18 protein-coding genes and 1 pseudogene are annotated in these 16,451 nt (G+C 68.7%); 10 read left to right on the top strand and 9 right to left on the bottom strand.

From position 1 onward, the window contains the following. The first annotated feature begins 5 nt into the window (after positions 1–5). The 5 genes from atpA (at position 6) to NGF19_RS04900 (ending at position 5,142) form a co-directional block, all read left to right on the top strand. Positions 6–1,598: a F0F1 ATP synthase subunit alpha gene (gene atpA / locus NGF19_RS04880; protein WP_252422399.1), complete on the top strand. Its 1,593-nt coding sequence runs from the start codon at positions 6–8 to the stop codon at positions 1,596–1,598. Between the two features lie 22 nt (positions 1,599–1,620). After that, positions 1,621–2,541, top strand: coding sequence for a F0F1 ATP synthase subunit gamma (locus NGF19_RS04885; RefSeq protein WP_252422400.1), 921 nt, complete (start codon positions 1,621–1,623; stop codon positions 2,539–2,541). Then, positions 2,541–3,977 carry a F0F1 ATP synthase subunit beta gene (gene atpD / locus NGF19_RS04890; RefSeq protein WP_252422401.1) on the top strand — a complete coding sequence of 479 codons (1,437 nt, stop codon included), beginning with the start codon at positions 2,541–2,543 and terminating at the stop codon, positions 3,975–3,977. The genes NGF19_RS04885 and atpD overlap by 1 nt, the downstream gene beginning before the upstream one ends. Positions 3,978–4,194: 217 nt before the next feature. Beyond that, positions 4,195–4,569: a F0F1 ATP synthase subunit epsilon gene (locus NGF19_RS04895; protein WP_252422403.1), complete on the top strand. Its 375-nt coding sequence runs from the start codon at positions 4,195–4,197 to the stop codon at positions 4,567–4,569. Positions 4,570–4,695: 126 nt separating this feature from the next. Then, positions 4,696–5,142 carry a DUF2550 domain-containing protein gene (locus tag NGF19_RS04900; RefSeq protein WP_252422405.1) on the top strand — a complete coding sequence of 149 codons (447 nt, stop codon included), beginning with the start codon at positions 4,696–4,698 and terminating at the stop codon, positions 5,140–5,142. 192 nt (positions 5,143–5,334) lie between these two features. Here NGF19_RS04900 and NGF19_RS04905 read toward each other — a convergent pair whose 3' ends face one another. The 3 genes from NGF19_RS04905 to NGF19_RS04915 all read right to left on the bottom strand — a co-directional run bounded on the left by NGF19_RS04905 (position 5,335) and on the right by NGF19_RS04915 (position 9,177). After that, on the bottom strand, positions 5,335–7,161 hold the full coding sequence (locus NGF19_RS04905) for a glycoside hydrolase family 18 chitinase (protein ID WP_252422407.1): 1,827 nt from the start codon (positions 7,159–7,161) through the stop codon (positions 5,335–5,337). A 121-nt stretch (positions 7,162–7,282) separates the two neighbouring features. Further along, positions 7,283–7,924: a response regulator gene (locus NGF19_RS04910; protein WP_252422409.1), complete on the bottom strand. Its 642-nt coding sequence runs from the start codon at positions 7,922–7,924 to the stop codon at positions 7,283–7,285. Next, the gene (locus NGF19_RS04915) at positions 7,921–9,177 is read right to left on the bottom strand and encodes a sensor histidine kinase (RefSeq protein WP_252422412.1); all 1,257 of its coding nucleotides are present in this window, start codon (positions 9,175–9,177) and stop codon (positions 7,921–7,923) included. Before NGF19_RS04915 ends, NGF19_RS04910 begins: the two co-directional genes overlap by 4 nt. 159 nt (positions 9,178–9,336) lie before the next feature. Between NGF19_RS04915 and NGF19_RS04920 the strand changes: the two genes are divergently transcribed. Next, on the top strand, positions 9,337–9,918 hold the full coding sequence (locus tag NGF19_RS04920) for a hypothetical protein (protein ID WP_252422414.1): 582 nt from the start codon (positions 9,337–9,339) through the stop codon (positions 9,916–9,918). A 32-nt stretch (positions 9,919–9,950) separates the two neighbouring features. Here NGF19_RS04920 and NGF19_RS04925 read toward each other — a convergent pair whose 3' ends face one another. Together NGF19_RS04925 and NGF19_RS04930 are read right to left on the bottom strand one after the other, a co-directional pair. Continuing rightward, complete coding sequence (locus tag NGF19_RS04925) at positions 9,951–10,526, bottom strand: cob(I)yrinic acid a,c-diamide adenosyltransferase (RefSeq protein ID WP_252422415.1); 576 nt, start codon at positions 10,524–10,526, stop codon at positions 9,951–9,953. Positions 10,527–10,730: 204 nt separating this feature from the next. Then, a pseudogene (locus tag NGF19_RS04930) lies at positions 10,731–11,129 on the bottom strand (ATP-binding protein); the annotation flags it as partial. A gap of 112 nt (positions 11,130–11,241) precedes the next feature. On the opposite strand from NGF19_RS04930, the gene NGF19_RS04935 reads away from it, so the two are divergent. Together NGF19_RS04935 and NGF19_RS04940 are read left to right on the top strand one after the other, a co-directional pair. Next, positions 11,242–12,072, top strand: coding sequence for a helix-turn-helix domain-containing protein (locus NGF19_RS04935; RefSeq protein ID WP_252422416.1), 831 nt, complete (start codon positions 11,242–11,244; stop codon positions 12,070–12,072). Beyond that, the gene (locus NGF19_RS04940) at positions 12,069–12,317 is read left to right on the top strand and encodes a DUF397 domain-containing protein (protein WP_252422417.1); all 249 of its coding nucleotides are present in this window, start codon (positions 12,069–12,071) and stop codon (positions 12,315–12,317) included. The genes NGF19_RS04935 and NGF19_RS04940 overlap by 4 nt, the downstream gene beginning before the upstream one ends. Before the next feature lie 14 nt (positions 12,318–12,331). Here the strand turns inward: NGF19_RS04940 and NGF19_RS04945 are convergent, their stop codons facing one another. Both NGF19_RS04945 and NGF19_RS04950 read right to left on the bottom strand, forming a co-directional pair. After that, positions 12,332–12,895: a hypothetical protein gene (locus NGF19_RS04945; RefSeq protein WP_252422418.1), complete on the bottom strand. Its 564-nt coding sequence runs from the start codon at positions 12,893–12,895 to the stop codon at positions 12,332–12,334. Between the two features lie 101 nt (positions 12,896–12,996). Then, on the bottom strand, positions 12,997–13,632 hold the full coding sequence (locus NGF19_RS04950; protein WP_252422419.1) for an NAD(P)-dependent oxidoreductase: 636 nt from the start codon (positions 13,630–13,632) through the stop codon (positions 12,997–12,999). Positions 13,633–13,749: 117 nt separating this feature from the next. Here NGF19_RS04950 and NGF19_RS04955 point away from each other — a divergent pair, with 117 nt between their 5' ends. Further along, entirely contained in the window at positions 13,750–14,121 is a 372-nt protein-coding gene (locus NGF19_RS04955; RefSeq protein WP_252422420.1) for a winged helix-turn-helix transcriptional regulator, read from the top strand. 13 nt (positions 14,122–14,134) lie between these two features. On the opposite strand, the gene NGF19_RS04960 is transcribed toward NGF19_RS04955, so the two are convergent. Then, positions 14,135–14,884 (bottom strand): ABC transporter permease, encoded by a 750-nt coding sequence (locus tag NGF19_RS04960; protein ID WP_252422421.1) that lies wholly within the window; start codon positions 14,882–14,884, stop codon positions 14,135–14,137. An 18-nt stretch (positions 14,885–14,902) separates the two neighbouring features. Then, positions 14,903–15,688 carry an ABC transporter ATP-binding protein gene (locus NGF19_RS04965; protein WP_252422422.1) on the bottom strand — a complete coding sequence of 262 codons (786 nt, stop codon included), beginning with the start codon at positions 15,686–15,688 and terminating at the stop codon, positions 14,903–14,905. An 80-nt stretch (positions 15,689–15,768) separates the two neighbouring features. On the opposite strand from NGF19_RS04965, the gene NGF19_RS04970 reads away from it, so the two are divergent. Then, positions 15,769–16,410 (top strand): TetR/AcrR family transcriptional regulator, encoded by a 642-nt coding sequence (locus NGF19_RS04970; RefSeq protein WP_252422424.1) that lies wholly within the window; start codon positions 15,769–15,771, stop codon positions 16,408–16,410. The last annotated feature ends 41 nt before the right edge of the window (positions 16,411–16,451 follow it).

The following is a 16,451-nucleotide window of genomic DNA, read 5'->3' on the forward strand; positions in this document are numbered from 1 at the left end:
CCCAGATGGCGGAGCTCACGATCCGGCCGGAGGAGATCCGGGACGCGCTGGAGAACTTTGTCCAGTCGTACAAGCCGGACGCGGCCTCGCGCGAGGAGGTCGGTACGGTCACCCTTGCCGGCGACGGCATCGCGAAGGTCGAGGGTCTTCCCTCGGCCATGGCCAACGAACTGCTGAAGTTCGAGGACGGCACCCTCGGCCTCGCCCTCAACCTCGAGGAGCGCGAGATCGGTGCCATCGTCCTCGGTGAGTTCAGCGGCATCGAGGAGGGCCAGCCGGTGCAGCGCACCGGTGAGGTGCTCTCCGTGGCCGTCGGCGAGGGCTACCTCGGCCGCGTCGTCGACCCGCTCGGCAACCCCATCGACGGCCTCGGCGAGATCGAGACCGAGGGCCGCCGCGCCCTCGAACTGCAGGCCCCCACGGTCATGCAGCGCAAGTCGGTGCACGAGCCGATGGAGACGGGCTACAAGGCCGTCGACGCCATGACCCCGATCGGTCGTGGCCAGCGTCAGCTCATCATCGGCGACCGTCAGACGGGTAAGACCGCGCTGGCCGTCGACACGATCATCAACCAGCGTGACAACTGGCGTACCGGCGACCCGAAGAAGCAGGTCCGCTGCATCTACGTCGCCATCGGCCAGAAGGGCTCCACCATCGCGTCGGTCCGCCGCGCGCTGGAGGAGAACGGCGCGCTGGAGTACACGACCATCGTCGCCGCCCCGGCGTCCGACCCGGCCGGCTTCAAGTACCTGGCGCCGTACACCGGTTCGGCCATCGGTCAGCACTGGATGTACCAGGGCAAGCACGTCCTGATCATCTTCGACGACCTGTCGAAGCAGGCCGACGCCTACCGCGCCGTGTCCCTGCTGCTGCGCCGCCCGCCGGGCCGTGAGGCCTACCCGGGTGACGTCTTCTACCTGCACTCCCGTCTGCTGGAGCGCTGCGCCAAGCTCTCCGACGACATGGGTGCCGGTTCGATGACCGGTCTGCCGATCGTCGAGACCAAGGCCAACGACGTCTCGGCGTTCATCCCGACCAACGTCATCTCCATCACCGACGGCCAGTGCTTCCTGGAGTCCGACCTGTTCAACGCCGGTCAGCGTCCGGCCCTGAACGTCGGTATCTCGGTCTCGCGTGTCGGTGGTTCGGCCCAGCACAAGGCCATGCGCCAGGTCTCCGGCCGACTGCGTGTCGACCTCGCCCAGTTCCGTGAGCTGGAGGCGTTCGCCGCCTTCGGTTCCGACCTGGACGCCGCGTCGAAGGCGCAGCTCGAGCGCGGTCAGCGGATGGTCGAGCTGCTGAAGCAGAACCAGTACCAGCCGATGGCCACCGAGGACCAGGTCGTCTCCGTGTGGGCCGGTACCAACGGCCGTATGGACGATGTGCCGGTCGCCGACATCCGCCGCTTCGAGAAGGAGCTGCTGGAGTACCTGCACCGCAAGGAGCAGGGCCTCATGACCTCCATCAAGGAGGGCGCCAAGATGTCGAACGACACGATCCAGGCGATCGACGACGCCGTCTCCGAGTTCAAGAAGCAGTTCGAGACCTCGGACGGCAAGCTGCTCGGCGAGGACGCCCCGGCCGCAGCGGCCAAGTGACGTAAAGGAAGGGACCTGACTCATGGGAGCCCAGCTCCGGGTCTACAAGCGTCGCATCCGATCCGTCACCGCGACCAAGAAGATCACCAAGGCGATGGAGATGATCGCCGCCTCGCGCGTCGTCAAGGCGATGCGCAAGGTGTCGGCCTCCTCGCCGTACGCGGAGGAACTGACTCGCGCGGTCACGGCGGTCGGCACGGGTTCGAACACCAAGCACTCGCTGACGACGGAGTCGGACAACCCGACCCGCGCCGCGGTTCTGCTCCTCACGAGCGACCGCGGTCTGGCCGGCGCGTTCAACTCCAACTCCATCAAGGCGGCGGAGCAGCTCACCGAGCGCCTGGAGCGCGAGGGCAAGCAGGTCGACACGTACATCGTCGGCCGCCGCGGTGTCGCGCACTACAACTTCCGTGAGCGCAAGATCGCGGAGTCGTGGAGCGGCTTCACCGACGAGCCGACGTACGCGGACGCCAAGCAGGTCGCGGCCCCGCTGATCGAGGCCATCGAGAAGCCGACCGCGGACGGCGGCGTGGACGAACTCCACATCGTCTACACCGAGTTCGTCTCGATGATGACGCAGACGGCGATCGACTCCCGGCTGCTTCCGCTGCGCCTCGAAGAGGTCGGTGAGAAGTCGGAGCAGAAGAAGGACGAGATCCTTCCGCTGTACGACTTCGAGCCGTCGGCAGAGGACGTCCTCGACGCCCTGCTGCCGCGCTACGTGGAGAGCCGGATCTACAACGCGCTGCTCCAGTCGGCCGCTTCGAAGCACGCCGCCACGCGGCGCGCGATGAAGTCGGCCACCGACAACGCGGGCGAGCTGATCAACACGCTCTCCCGTCTTGCCAACGCGGCCCGCCAGGCCGAAATCACCCAGGAAATCAGCGAGATCGTCGGTGGCGCGAGCGCCCTGGCCGACGCGACCGCGGGGAGTGACAAGTAATGACCACCACTGTTGAGACGGCCACGGCGACGGGCCGCGTCGCGCGGGTCATCGGCCCGGTCGTCGACGTGGAGTTCCCCGTCGACGCGATGCCGGACATCTACAACGCGCTGCACGTCCAGGTCGCCGACCCGGCGAACGAGGGCGAGCTGAAGACCCTGACCCTCGAGGTCGCCCAGCACCTGGGCGAGGGCCTGGTCCGTACGATCTCGATGCAGCCCACCGACGGTCTGGTCCGCCAGGCCGCGGTGACCGACACGGGTGCGGCCATCTCCGTCCCCGTCGGCGACTTCACCAAGGGCAAGGTGTTCAACACCCTCGGTGAGGTGCTGAACGTCGACGAGCAGTACGACGGCGAGCGCTGGCCGATCCACCGCAAGGCGCCGAACTTCGACGAGCTCGAGTCGAAGACCGAGATGTTCGAGACCGGCGTCAAGGTCATCGACCTGCTGACCCCGTACGTCAAGGGCGGCAAGATCGGTCTGTTCGGTGGTGCCGGTGTCGGCAAGACGGTGCTCATCCAGGAGATGATCTACCGCGTCGCCAACAACCACGACGGTGTCTCCGTGTTCGCCGGTGTCGGTGAGCGCACCCGTGAGGGCAACGACCTGATCGAGGAGATGTCCGACTCGGGCGTCATCGACAAGACCGCGCTGGTCTTCGGTCAGATGGACGAGCCGCCGGGCACCCGTCTGCGCGTCGCGCTGGCCGGCCTGACCATGGCCGAGTACTTCCGTGACGTCCAGAAGCAGGACGTGCTGTTCTTCATCGACAACATCTTCCGCTTCACGCAGGCCGGTTCCGAGGTGTCGACCCTGCTCGGCCGTATGCCCTCCGCGGTGGGCTACCAGCCGAACCTGGCCGACGAGATGGGTCTCCTCCAGGAGCGCATCACCTCGACCCGTGGTCACTCGATCACCTCGATGCAGGCGATCTACGTCCCCGCGGACGACCTGACCGACCCGGCCCCGGCCACCACGTTCGCCCACCTCGACGCGACGACGGTGCTCTCCCGTCCGATCTCGGAGAAGGGCATCTACCCGGCCGTGGACCCGCTGGACTCCACGTCCCGCATCCTGGACCCGCGCTACATCGCGCAGGATCACTACAACGCCGCCATGCGCGTCAAGACGATCCTGCAGAAGTACAAGGACCTCCAGGACATCATCGCGATCCTCGGTATCGACGAACTCGGCGAGGAGGACAAGCTCGTCGTCCACCGTGCCCGTCGTGTGGAGCGCTTCCTGTCCCAGAACACCCACGTCGCCAAGCAGTTCACCGGCGTCGACGGGTCGGACGTCCCGCTGGACGAGTCGATCGCGGCCTTCAACGCGATCATCGACGGTGAGTACGACCACTTCCCGGAGCAGGCGTTCTTCATGTGCGGTGGTATCGAGGACCTGAAGAAGAACGCGAAGGAGCTGGGCGTCTCCTGACGTCGGGCTCTTGGTAGGTGGGGGACGAGACCGGCGCCGGCCACGGCCCGCGTCCCGTCCCCCTCTCCACGCCACCGCAGCACGCGGGGACCGCACGGCCCCCGCACCCCTCGCCACCCGGCGGGGCGGGCCCGGGGCACTTCGGTGCCTTACGCCCTACTAGACTTACGAACCAACACCCGGCATCACCGCCGGGTGGTGACCCGAGGAGCCACCCTTGGCTGCTGAGCTGCACGTCGAGCTGGTCGCCGCCGACCGCAAGGTCTGGTCCGGCGAGGCCACCCTGGTCGTCGCGCGCACCACGTCCGGCGACATCGGTGTCATGCCCGGTCACCAGCCGCTGCTCGGTGTGCTGGAGTCGGGCCCGGTGACCATCCGTACGAGTGATGGTGCGACCGTCATCGCCGCGGTGCACGGCGGTTTCATCTCGTTCGCGGACGACAAGCTGTCCCTGCTGGCAGAGATCGCCGAGCTGTCGGAAGAGATCGATGTCCAGCGCGCGGAGCGGGCTCTCGAGCGCGCGAAGTCGAAGGCCGATGCCTCGGCCGAGCGTCGCGCGGAGGTCCGACTGCGCGCGGTGAACGCGCACTGAACCCAGCGCGCCGCATGATGTGACTCAGCCGCGGCCGGCCCGGAGCAATCCGGTGCCGGCCGCGGCTGAGGTGAATCCGGGTGTTTTTTCCGTTCCGTTACCTAGGAGACGAGGAGGTCGGTGTCGATGGTCCTCGCCCTGAGTGTGATCGGAGCGGTCCTGGCACTCGTAGTAGTGGGGCTGTTCGTCTTCGGGCTCAGGCGGCGCCTCATCCAGCGCTCCGGCGGCACCTTCGACTGCAGCCTGCGCTGGGACGTCGCGGAGGAGCCCGACACCAGCGGCAAGGGCTGGAGTTACGGGGTCGCCCGCTACAACGGCGACCGCATCGAGTGGTTCCGGGTCTTCTCCTACGCCCCGCGCCCGCGCCGGGTCCTCGAACGCTCGGCGATCGAGGTGGCCGGGCGTCGCGGCCCGGAGGGCGAGGAGGAGCTGGCGCTGCTCTCCGACGCGGTGATCCTCGCCTGCCATCACCGGGGTACGCGCCTGGAGTTGGCGATGAGCGAGGACGCGCTGACCGGGTTCCTGGCGTGGCTGGAGGCCGCACCACCAGGACAGAGGGTGAACGTCGCGTAGAGCGACGTTCGGGGCCCCGCTGGGTGGGGGTACCCCCGGCAGCGGAGCTGTTGGGGGAGGGTGAACGTCGCGTAGGGCGACGTTCGGGGCCCCGCTGGGTGGGGGTACCCCCGGCAGCGGAGCTGTTGGGGGAGGGTGAACGTCGCGTAGAGCGACGTCCACCCGCCGGTGGGGGGGGGTGTCCGGACGACGTTACGACAGGCCGTTGCTCAGTGCGCCGACCAGTTCGCCGTTGTCGGTGTCACCGCTGAACTCCCAGAAGAACGCGCCGCCCAGACCCTGCGACTTGGCCCACGCCATCTTGGAGTTGATGGTGGCCGGGGTGTCGTAGGACCACCAGTCGCTGCCGCAGCGCGCGTACGCCGTGCCCGCGACGGTGCCCGTGGCCGGACAGGACGCCTTGAGGATCCGGTAGTCCTCGATGCCCTGCTCGTACGTCCCGTGCGCCGGGCCCGTGGCCGTGCCGCCCGGGGCGTCCTGGGTGACTCCGGTCCAGCCGCGGCCGTAGAAGCCGATGCCGAGCAGGAGCTTGTTCGCGGGGACCCCGGCGGCCTTGTACTTGGCGATCGCGTCGGCCGAGTTGAACCCGTCCTGCGGGATGCCGTCGTACGAGGTGAGCGGGGAGTGCGGGGCGGTGGGGCCCTGGGCGTCCCAGGCGCCGAAGAAGTCGTACGTCATCACGTTGTACCAGTTGACGTACTGGGCGGCGCCGCCGTAGTCGGCCGCGTCGACCTTGCCGCCCGAGGAGGCGTCCGCGGTGGTGGCCGCGGTGACCAGGGCGTTGTTGCCGAACTTGGCGCGCAGCGCGGCCAGGATGTTCTTCAGGGCCGCGGACCCGCTGGTGTCACAGGTGAGGCCACAGGCGTTCGGGTACTCCCAGTCGATGTCGATGCCGTCGAAGACATCGGCCCAGCGCGGGTCGTGCACCAGGTCGTAGCAGGACTGCGCGAAGGCGGTGGGGTTCTTGGCCGCGTCGCCGAAGCCGCCGGACCAGGTCCAGCCGCCGAAGGACCACAGCACCTTGATGTGCGGGTACTTGGCCTTGAGCTGGCGCAACTGGTTGAAGTTGCCGCGCAGCGGCTGGTCCCAGGTGTCGGCGACGCCGCTGACGGACTGGTCGGCGGTGAACGCCTTGTCGTAGTCGGCGTATTCGTCACCGATCGCGCACTTGCCGTTCGTGACGTTGCCGAAGGCGTAGTTGATGTGCGTGATCTTCGCGGCCGAGCCGGACGTCACCAGGTTCTTGACGTTGTAGTTGCGCTGGTAGATGCCCCAGTCGGTGAAGTAGCCCATCTTGACCTTGTCACCGGTGGGTGGGGGAGTGGAGCCGCCGCCGGTGGTGTGCACTGCGACGGCGCCGCTGGCCGGACCGGTCTGGTCGGCGGTGTCACGGGCCTGGACGGTGTACGAGTAGTCGGTCCCGGCGGTCAGACCGGAGTCGGTGTACGAGGTGGCGGTCACGGTGGCGACCTTGGCACCGTCCCGCAGGACGTCGTAGTTCTTGATCCCCTTGTCGTCCGTGGCCGCGGTCCAGGACAGCTTCACCGAGGTGTCGGTGATGCCGGACGCGGTCGGGGTGCCCGGTGCGGAGGGCGGCTCGTCGCCGGGGACGCTCGGACCGCCGTCGCAACTGCCGCCGTTCAGCGTGCAGTTGGTGGGCGATCCGGTACCGGTGCCGTTGAAGCCGAAGGTGACGGAGGCGCCGGGGGCGAGGCTGCCGTTGTAGGACTTGTTCTTGGCCGTCCAGTGGTTGCCGGAGTTCGTCACATCGGCGTCCCAGGCGGAGGTGACGGACGTGCCGGAGGGGAAGTCCCACTCGATCGTCCAGGAACTGATCGCACTGGTACCGGAGTTGGTGACCGTCCACGCGCCTGCGAAGCCGTTGCCCCAGTCCTGGGTCTTGGCATACGTGGCGGTGGCCGACGAAGCGGCGTGGGCGGAGTCCGCGAGGCCGACGAGGCCGGCGAGCGGGAGCAGGAGAGTCGCGAAGCCTGCTGCGACCCGGTGTCTGAAGCGCATGGTGCGCCTCCTCGGTTGTCGGGGGCATGACTGAGCGCTGTGCCGGGAGAATAGAAAGGTCTGGACCAGAGGTCAATAGGTCTGGACCAGTGCCGCTCTCCGGTGGCTCGCCCGACCGCCGCTAAACCCCCAACTCCTGTGCCAGTACGGCGGCTTGAACCCGACTGCGTAGCTCCAGCTTGCTGAGAATGCGGCTGACATGCGTCTTGACCGTGGCCTCCGCCATGTCCAGCCGGGCGGCGATCTCGGCGTTGGAGAGCCCCTGGCCGAGACAGGACAGCACCTCGCGTTCGCGCCGGGTGAGCCCCTCCAGTACCGAGGGGTCGGCGGCTGGTTCCGGCGCGGGCGCGGCGGCGAACTGAGCGATCAGGCGCCGGGTCACGGCGGGGGCGATCATGCCCTCGCCCCGCGCGACCGTCCGTACGGCGGCGATGAGGTCCTTCGCCTCCGCGTTCTTCAGCAGGAACCCGGCGGCGCCCGCGCGGAGCGCGCCGAACACGTACGCGTCGAGATCGAAGGTCGTGAGCACGAGCACGTCGGCGAGCCGCTCCGCCACCACCTGCCGCGTAGCTGACACCCCGTCAAGTCGGGGCATCTGCACGTCCATCAGGACGACATCCGGCCGAAGTTCACGCGCGAGCGCCACCGCCTGCTCGCCGTCCGCCGCCTCCCCGACCACTTCGATGTCGGGCGCGCTGCCGAGGATGAGGACCAGCCCGGCCCGGACGGCGGACTGGTCCTCGGCGACGAGTACACGGATCATGCGGGTTCTCCTTGCCGGGCGTCCTGCCGGCCGTCGCGGGCGGCTTGGGTGGCGTGGACGGCTTGGGTGGTGCGGACTCTGCGGGCTTCGCCGACATCGTTGAGGGGAAGCACGGCGCGTACGGTCCACAGCGCCCCCTCGGGACCGGCCTCGAAGTCGCCGCCGAGCAGGGCCGCCCGCTCGCGCATCCCGACGAGCCCGGCGCCGGAGCCCGGTGCGCGCGGCCCGCCCCGCTCGCCGTACGGGCTGGTGACCCGCACCTCCAGGGCATCGTCCCGCTGTACGAGCCGTACGGTGACCCGCCCGGCGCAGGCGTGCTTGAGGGCGTTGGTCAGGGACTCCTGCACGATCCGGTACGCGGCCAGTTCCACCGGCGCGGGCACGCTGTCGTACGCCGTGTCGAGCGTGACGTCCAGCCCGTTGGTCCGCGCGCTGTCGACCAGGGTGCCGAGTCCGTCGAGCGTGGGCGTCGCGGCCGGTTCGCTCTCGGCGGGCCCCTCCCGGAGGATGCCGATCAGCCGTCGCATCTCGGCCAACCCCTCCACACTGTTCTCGCGGATGACGGTCAGGGCGTCCTGGGAGGTCTTCGGATCACCGATGGAGAGCGCGGCCGTGGAGTGAATGGCGATCGCGGACAGGTGATTGGCGACCATGTCGTGCAACTCCCGTGCCATCCGCGCGCGTTCGGCGGTGACGGCCTGGGTGCGGTCCATCTCGGCGAGCAGGGCGGTCTGTTCGGCGCGCAGCCGTTCGGCGTCGGCGGCGACACGGTGGTTGCGCACCACCCAGCCGGTGGACGCGGGCACCAGGGTGACCGCCCCGATGGCCACCCCGATGAGCAGAGCCTCCGGAACGCGCCAGATCGCGAACGGGACGACGCTGCCCAGTACCGTGAGCGCTCCCATGGTCCAGGGGAGTCGGCGGGCCGAGGCGGCGCTGCCGTACACGACCGCCGCGTACACCAGGTCGGTGAACATCACCACGGTCGCGAGATTGCCCCGAGTGAACAGGTCCATGACGATCGCGAGGGTCCCGATGACCAGGGCCGGTCTCGGCCGCGTACGACGCAGCAGCTCGCAGCCCGTCGTCACGAGCAACGGGATCAGCGTGGCCCAGTCCTGGTCGAGGACGCTCACCGGGTCGTGGCGGGTCCGGCTGTGCAGGCCGACGCTCACCAGGAAGAGCCCGCCGAGGAGTCCGCCCGCGGCGATCAGGACGTCGTCGCGGTGCGGACGGGGGAGGGATGCGGCCATGGTCCTATCCAACAGGGTGTTCCGGGCCCGGAGCCGATACCGCGGTACGGTCCGCGACCGCCTCGACTACATCGAAGGATGCAGTCATGGTTCCTCACCGCCGACGACGAGACGAACCCCGTTCGCGGGGAGGCTGGAGGGGAGCGAAAGGGGCAAGGTGTGATCGTCGGGTTGATCGTGGCCTGCGAGGTCGGCTTCTGGGTGCTGCTGGCCGCGGGCCTGGCCGTGCGCTATCTGCTGAAGCTGCGCCGTACGAGCGTGGCGCTGCTGCTGGGTGAACCGCTGCTGGAAGTGGTCCTGTTCGTGGTCACCGCCATCGACCTGAAGAACGGCGCCAAGCCGAGCTGGGAGCACGGCCTTGCGGCGCTGTACATCGGCTTCACCGTCGCCTACGGCCACTACACGATCCGCTGGCTCGACGGCCACGCCGCCCACCGCCTGGCCGGCGCCCCGCCCCCACCGAAGCCCTCGAAGTACGGCATGCCCCGCGCGGCCCACGAGGGCCGCCTCTGGCTCCGCACGGCCCTCGCCACGGCCGTGACCCTGACCCTGCTCCAGTGCGCGATCTGGTACGTGGGCGACGGCTCGGGCACGGACCCGCTGAAGTCCTGGCAGGCGACGTCGCTGCGCATAGCATCGATCCACGGGGTGATCGCGCTGACGTACTTGCTCTTCCCGAAGAAGGGTCCCAAGGGGTCCGCGAAGGATGCTGCGGAAGGCCGGACGGCGGTCAGGCGCTGAGCCCGCGGCCCTGCGCCGGGTCCCGTGTCCGGTTACTCCCGCTCGCCCCCCGGCACCCACAGCACGTCGCCCGTCTCCTTGTTCGCGTAGCGGGCCAGGATGAACAGCAGGTCCGACAGGCGGTTGAGGTAGGTCGCGGTGAGCGGGTTCATCACCTCTCCGTGGACCTCCAGCGCGGCCCACGTCGAGCGCTCGGCGCGCCGTACGACCGTGCACGCCTGGTGCAGCAGGGCCGCGCCGGGCGTGCCGCCGGGCAGGATGAACGAGCGCAGCTTCTCCAGCTCCTCCAGGAAGCGGTCGCAGTCCGCCTCCAGCCGGTCCACGTAGAACTGCTCGACCCGAAGCGGCGGGTACTCAGGGTTCTCCACCACCGGCGTCGACAGGTCCGCACCCACGTCGAACAGGTCGTTCTGCACGCGAGTGAGGACCTTGACGACCTCCTCCTCCAGACCGCCCAGCGCGATCGCGGTACCGATCACCGCGTTCGCCTCGTTGGAGTCCGCGTACGCGGCGATCCGCAGGTCGGTCTTCGCCACCCGGCTCATGTCCCCGAGATGCGTCGTGCCCTTGTCGCCGGTGCGCGTGTAGATACGTGTCAGATTGACCATGCGGCCAGCGTAGTCACCGCACGGCCATGCGGCACGCCCCTGTCCTCACGGTCAAGACGGTCCGTACCCGTCAGGGGCCGGCGTCTCCCTCAGCACGTCCTCGATGGGGACGCCGACCGCCGGGTTCGCCATGCGCTCATCGATGATCCGGTTGATCTCGCGCTCCTCCGTGGGGGCCTCAGGCTCGTCCCGCCACAGTGCCGCGAACTCGCACCACACCACCTTGCCGGGGCTGCGTTCACCCACACCCCACTTGTCCGCCAGTTCCGCCACCAGGAACAGGCCGCGTCCGCCCTCGCCCGGTTGTTCTGTCTCAGACTGCGGGATCGCCGGTACGCCGTCCCCGCTGTCGTGCACCTCGACGCGCAGACCGCCACCGTCCTGCGGCAGCAGCCGTAGCAGGAAGCCGCGACCCGGCGGTACGCCGTGCACCAGGGCGTTGGTCGCGAGTTCGCTGACGCACAGCAGGACATCGTCCGCGCGGGCGGTCATCTCCCAGTCCATGAGCGCGAGACGAGTGAAGGCACGTGTGGCAGGTACGGACTGGCGTTCCCGCCGGTAGAAGCGTTCACGTGCGGTCGGGAGTGAAGTTTCGCTGTTCACGTGACGAGGTTCACACCGTGTGCCCATCATGGAACAGCGCGCTTCTGCGTACGGCCGTTCCGTACGCTCGCGCGCCAGTGAACGTACGCACGCTGGTGGGGAGTTCGGCCGCATGGCAACCACGACACGGTCTCGGACACGCAAGAACGCCTCGGCGATGAGGATGGTGGGCGCACTGCTCGCCGTCTTCCGCGAAGCCGCCGGGCTCACCCAGCGCGCGCTGGCCGAGCGGTTCTTCATCAGTGAACAGCAGATCGCCTCGATCGAGCAGGGGCGACGGCCACTGAAGCCGGATCTAGCCGAGCAGCTTGACGAATTCCTCGATACGAAGGGGGCGTTGAGCGAGGCGTTGAAGTACCTGCCGGAGGTGGACCTCGTGCCGATGTGGGCGGAGGAGTTCCTCGATCAGGAGCGGGAAGCGATCACGATCTCGTCGTACGAGAGTCTGCTCGTGCCTGGTCTGCTTCAGACCGAGGAGTACGCGCGAGCGCTCTTCCGGAGCCGGGTACCGGTCTACGACGAGGACGAGATCGAGCAGCTTGTCGCGAAGCGATTGGCCCGTCAGGAGATCCTGCACCGCAAGGTGCCGCCGATCACGAGCTTCGTGATCTGGGAGGCGATGCTGCGAGACCACCTGGGTGGGAAGGAGGTGTACGTCGAGCAGGTGCGGCACCTACGTGAGTACTCCGAGCTGCCCGGACTCATGCTCCAAGTTCTGCCACTGGGGCGGACCTCGCACGCCGGACTCGCCGGCCCGTTCGTCCTGTTGGAGACTCCGGAACATCAACGCCTTGTGTACGTCGAGACGCAGCGTGGGAGTCAACTGGTCGCGGATCCTGGTGAGGTGGCGATCCTCAACCAGAAGTATGCGATGCTGCGAACGCAGGCCCTCACCGTCGAGGACACCAGGGACCTGCTAGACCGTCTTCTGGGAGAAGCATGAGCGGCACCGCACTTGAGTGGTTCAAGTCCAGCTACAGCGGCGATGAGGGTGGCCAGTGTCTCGAAGTCGCCTACACCTGGTTCAAGTCCAGCTACAGCAGTGAGGAAGGCGGCAACTGCCTCGAAGTCGCCGTCCACCCCACCGCCATCCACCTCCGCGACTCCAAGAACCCCACCGGCCCCCACGTCACCGTCGCGCCCGCCGCCTGGTCGGCGTTCCTGGAGTCGGCCGGGCAGCCGGAGTAGTCGACAGCCCCTTCTCAGGAGTTGGGGCCATCACCTGGTTCCGTGAAGTCCCTGACCAAGTCTGGGTAGTTGCTGGAAGGGGACGGCAGGGAAGACCGAGGGGCGGGTGCGCCCTCGGCCTCCCCGGTGACGCCCAGATCACGGCGCATCGCCTCTCTCATGGCGTCTATCAGGGGCCACAGCGCGTGTTGCGCCGCGGCGGCTGATCGCAGGTTCTCGCCCGGCCGGGGATTCCCTTGTTCCAGGCGCTTGATCTGTCCGTGGACCCGGGTCAGCGTCTCGTTCACCGCGAGAGCCGGAACGACCACGGCGTCGGGCGCGATCATCAGCGCCTCGGACCACCGGTCGCGGTACGCGCCCTTGATCTCCTCCAGCACCCGGATGTCCTCGTCCCCGGGTGCCTGGTCCCGCAAGACGTACAGGTGGCGACTGAGCGCCGTGGCGAACTGCCGTGCGTCCCGGTGCAGTTCCGAGTAGCACCGCCGCCGTAGCTCACGGTTCTCGCGGGCCTCCTGGATGGCCTGGGCCATCTCCAACTCGCGCCTCTTGGCCCGGTCGGCGCCCCGCTGGGTGAGCACCGCACCCCCTAGCGTGCCCGCTACCCCAACCACTGCGATCAGCGCCGCCCCGACGTCCATCGGATCACCCTAGACGCGCACCAGACGGCGTCGCCATGTCGTCACGACACGGCCAGATGGCCGTGGCGGTGCCGCGGGGTCTCGGCCTCGTCCAGCAGTGCCAGGGCGAAGTCCGCGTACGAGATCCGGGCCCCCATGTCGCCGTGTTCGCGGATGTCGTACGTCCCCGTGCGCTCGCCCTCGTCCACGTTGCCGACCGGGCTGACGTACACCCAGTCCAGCGCGCCGCCCTCGCCACGGAGCACCTCCAGACCGGCGGCGTGCGCCAGGCCGAACGGGCGGAATTCCGTGGGGAATTCAGGGGCGTCCAGCAGCCGGGTTCCCTCGGGGCCAGGCAGCAGTACCGATAGCCCGACCGTGACGAGCCTGTCCACCCCGGCCTGCCGCAATCCCTTCACCAGCGCGTGTGCGGCGTCGGTGAAGAAGGCCTCCGGGTCGGTGCCCTCGCCGTACACCGCCGCCGTGTTGATCGCGGCGTCATGCCCGACCGCGAGGGCCGCGACGTCCGCCGCGTCGGTGACGTCCCCGGCGACGATCCGTACGCCGTCCTGCGCCAACTCGCCGTAGCGGGACGGGTCGCGGACCACCGCGGTGACCTCGTGTCCACGCCGACGTGCTTCCGCTACGGCCTGCCGACCGGCCCGACCGCCGGCCCCGAAGATCACGAACTTGCCCATCGTCGGAATACCTCCCGTTGGCTCGATGCTCCGGAAGGTATCCACACGGGTGGTTACCTCCTGGATACCGAGCCCGGCCACCCGAGCGTGGATCAACTCATAGGCTGGAGAGAGAACATGACGTCTCGTCAGCCACTGCCTCCCGACATGTTCGAGGAACTGTGCCCGTCCTCGATGGTGCCCTTCCGCTTCGGCGACAAGTGGGCGGCGCTGGTCATTCGCTGTCTGGAAGGCGGTCCGCGCCGGTTCTCCGAACTCCGTGTGCCACTTCACCGCGTCACACCGAAGGTGCTCACGCAGTCGCTCCGTCGCCTGGAGCGAGACGGGCTCGTCTCGCGCACGGTGCACACCGACCCGAAACCGGGAGTCGAGTACGCGTTGACGCCACTGGGCCGCAGCCTGCTGGAGCCGATGGCCGCCGTATACGCGTGGGTGGCGGAGCACTGGGACGAGCTGCTCGACGCGCGGGAGCAGTACGGGACTTCGTGACAGCGCGCAGCGATCACGCCCCGGCCGTACGGAACACCCGCGTGCCCACCAGTACGGACAGCGCGGTGAAGCCCACCGCCACGAGCGCGCCGTACAGCATGTGCGCAGTGCCGTAGGAACCCACGTACGCGTCCCGTACCGCGTCCACGAGATAGCGGAACGGGGTGAAGTGGGAGAGTACGTCGAGCCACTTCGGGCCGAGGGTCATCGGCAGCATCAGGCCCGACAGCAGCATGGACGGCATGGTCAGGGCGTTGATCACCGGGCCGAACTCCTGCGGCGTACGGACGTTCATCGCGAGCGCGTACGACAGCGAGGCCAGCGAGATCGTCAGCAGCGCCACGAACGCGAAGCCGATCAACACGCCGGGCAACGGGGCCCGCAGGCCCATCGCCACCGCCGCCAGCACCAGCAGCACTGCCTGGAAGACGAACACCGTCGCGTCCCGCAGTACCCGGCCGAGCAGCAGCGCGAGTCGGCTCACGGGGGTGACCCGCATGCGCTCCACCACGCCCTGACCCTTCTCGACGATGATCATGAAGCCCGCGAACGACGCGCCGAACAAGCCGAGTTGGAGCAGTAGGCCGGGCACGAGGACCTGCCAGGAGCTGCCGCGCACACCCAGGGGCAGATGGGTCAGCAGCGGACCGAAGAAGAGCAGGTACAGCAGGGGCATCAACACCCCGAAGAGCAACGCGAAGCGGGAGCGCAGGGACTGGCGCAGATAGCGGCCGTAGATCAGGGCCGTGTCCTGGAGAAGCATCTCGATCGTCCTCAACTGCTATACGGCTACGGGGGTGATGTCGGCCGGGGCCGGACCCCGGCCCGTGATGGCGAGGAACGTGTCCTGGAGCGTGGCGTCGATCGAGCCGGCGTGCTCCAGCTTGAGCGCGCTCGGGGTCCCCTCCGCCACGACCACGCCCTCGTCCACGATGACCAGCCGGTCGGCTAGTGCGTCCGCCTCGTCCAGGTAGTGCGTGGTCAGGAAGACCGTCGTGCCCCGCTCGTCGCGCAGGCGGCGCACCAGCGCCCACAGGTCGGCGCGGCTGCCGGGGTCGAGACCGGTCGTCGGCTCGTCCAGGAACAGCACCTTCGGGCGGTGCGTGAGCGCCATCGCGATGTCGAGGCGCCGCCGCTGCCCGCCGGACAGCGCGCCCGTCTTCCGGTCGAGCAGGTCGGTGAGGTCCAACTCGTGGGCGAGTTCCTCGGCGCGGGCGCGCGCCTCGGCCTTCGGCAGCCGGTACATCCGGCCCTGCGTGACCAACTCCTCCCGGACGCTGATCTGTCCGTCCACCCCGCCCGACTGCGCGACGTAACCGCAGGCCCGCCGCACCCCCACCGGGTCGGCCGCGAGGTCGCAGCCCGCGACCGTGGCCGTGCCGCCGGTGGGCTTCAGCAGGGTGGTGAGCATGCGCAGGGTGGTCGTCTTGCCCGCGCCGTTGGGTCCGAGGAAGCCGAGGATCTCGCCCTCGCGGACGGTGAGGTCGATGCCCCGCACGGCCTCGACGGGGCCGGTCTTCGTACGGAAGGTGCGGGCCAGGCCCGCCGTGCTGATGACTGGTGGCATGGCCCCAGAGAATCAGAGTCACTGAAATTTTGCAATGACTCCAAAGTTTCAGGAACTCCAGGCATGGCTAGGATGCGGGTATGGCTGAGGGGCTCAGGGAGCGGAAGAAGCGGCAGACCCGGCAGTACATCTCGGATGTCGCCACGCATCTGTTCATCGAGCGCGGCTTCGACGCCGTGACCGTCGCGGAGATCGCCGAGGCGGCGAACGTCTCCGTGAACACCGTCTACAACTACTTTCCGGCCAAAGAAGACCTCTTCTTCGATCGCTCCGCCGGCGTGGCCGACCGGCTCGCCCGCTGGATCCGCGCCCGGGGCGCGGGGGAGTCCGCCGCGCGCGCCGTGCTGCGGGAGCTGCGCGGCGAGGTCGAGGCCGTCTCGCCTCGTATAGGCCTCATGGCTGGATACGACCGGTTCATGCGGGTCATCCAGGACGCGCCGCCGCTGCGCTCCCGGCTGTGGAGCCTGCAACAGGAGATCCACGACAACGTGGTGGTGGCCCTGCGGGAGGAGACCGGGGCCGAGGAGGGGGACCCGCTGCCGGATCTGATGGCCGGTCAGATCTGCTGGGTCCATCAGGCGGTCTTCGTCCACATCGGCCGCGAGATGCTCGTCGGGCGTGAACCGGCCGAAGTCTCGCGGGAAGTGCTCGTCCTCCTCGACGACATCGAGGAGTTGCTGAGCGAGAAGGTGCTCGACTACGCCGTCCGCGCGGTCTCATGAGCCGGGACGATGTGATGTCCGTCATGTGAGACCGTGACGCG

Source organism: Streptomyces macrolidinus (assembly GCF_023887685.1).
In the GTDB taxonomy this organism is placed as follows: Bacteria; Actinomycetota; Actinomycetes; order Streptomycetales; family Streptomycetaceae; genus Streptomyces; species Streptomyces macrolidinus.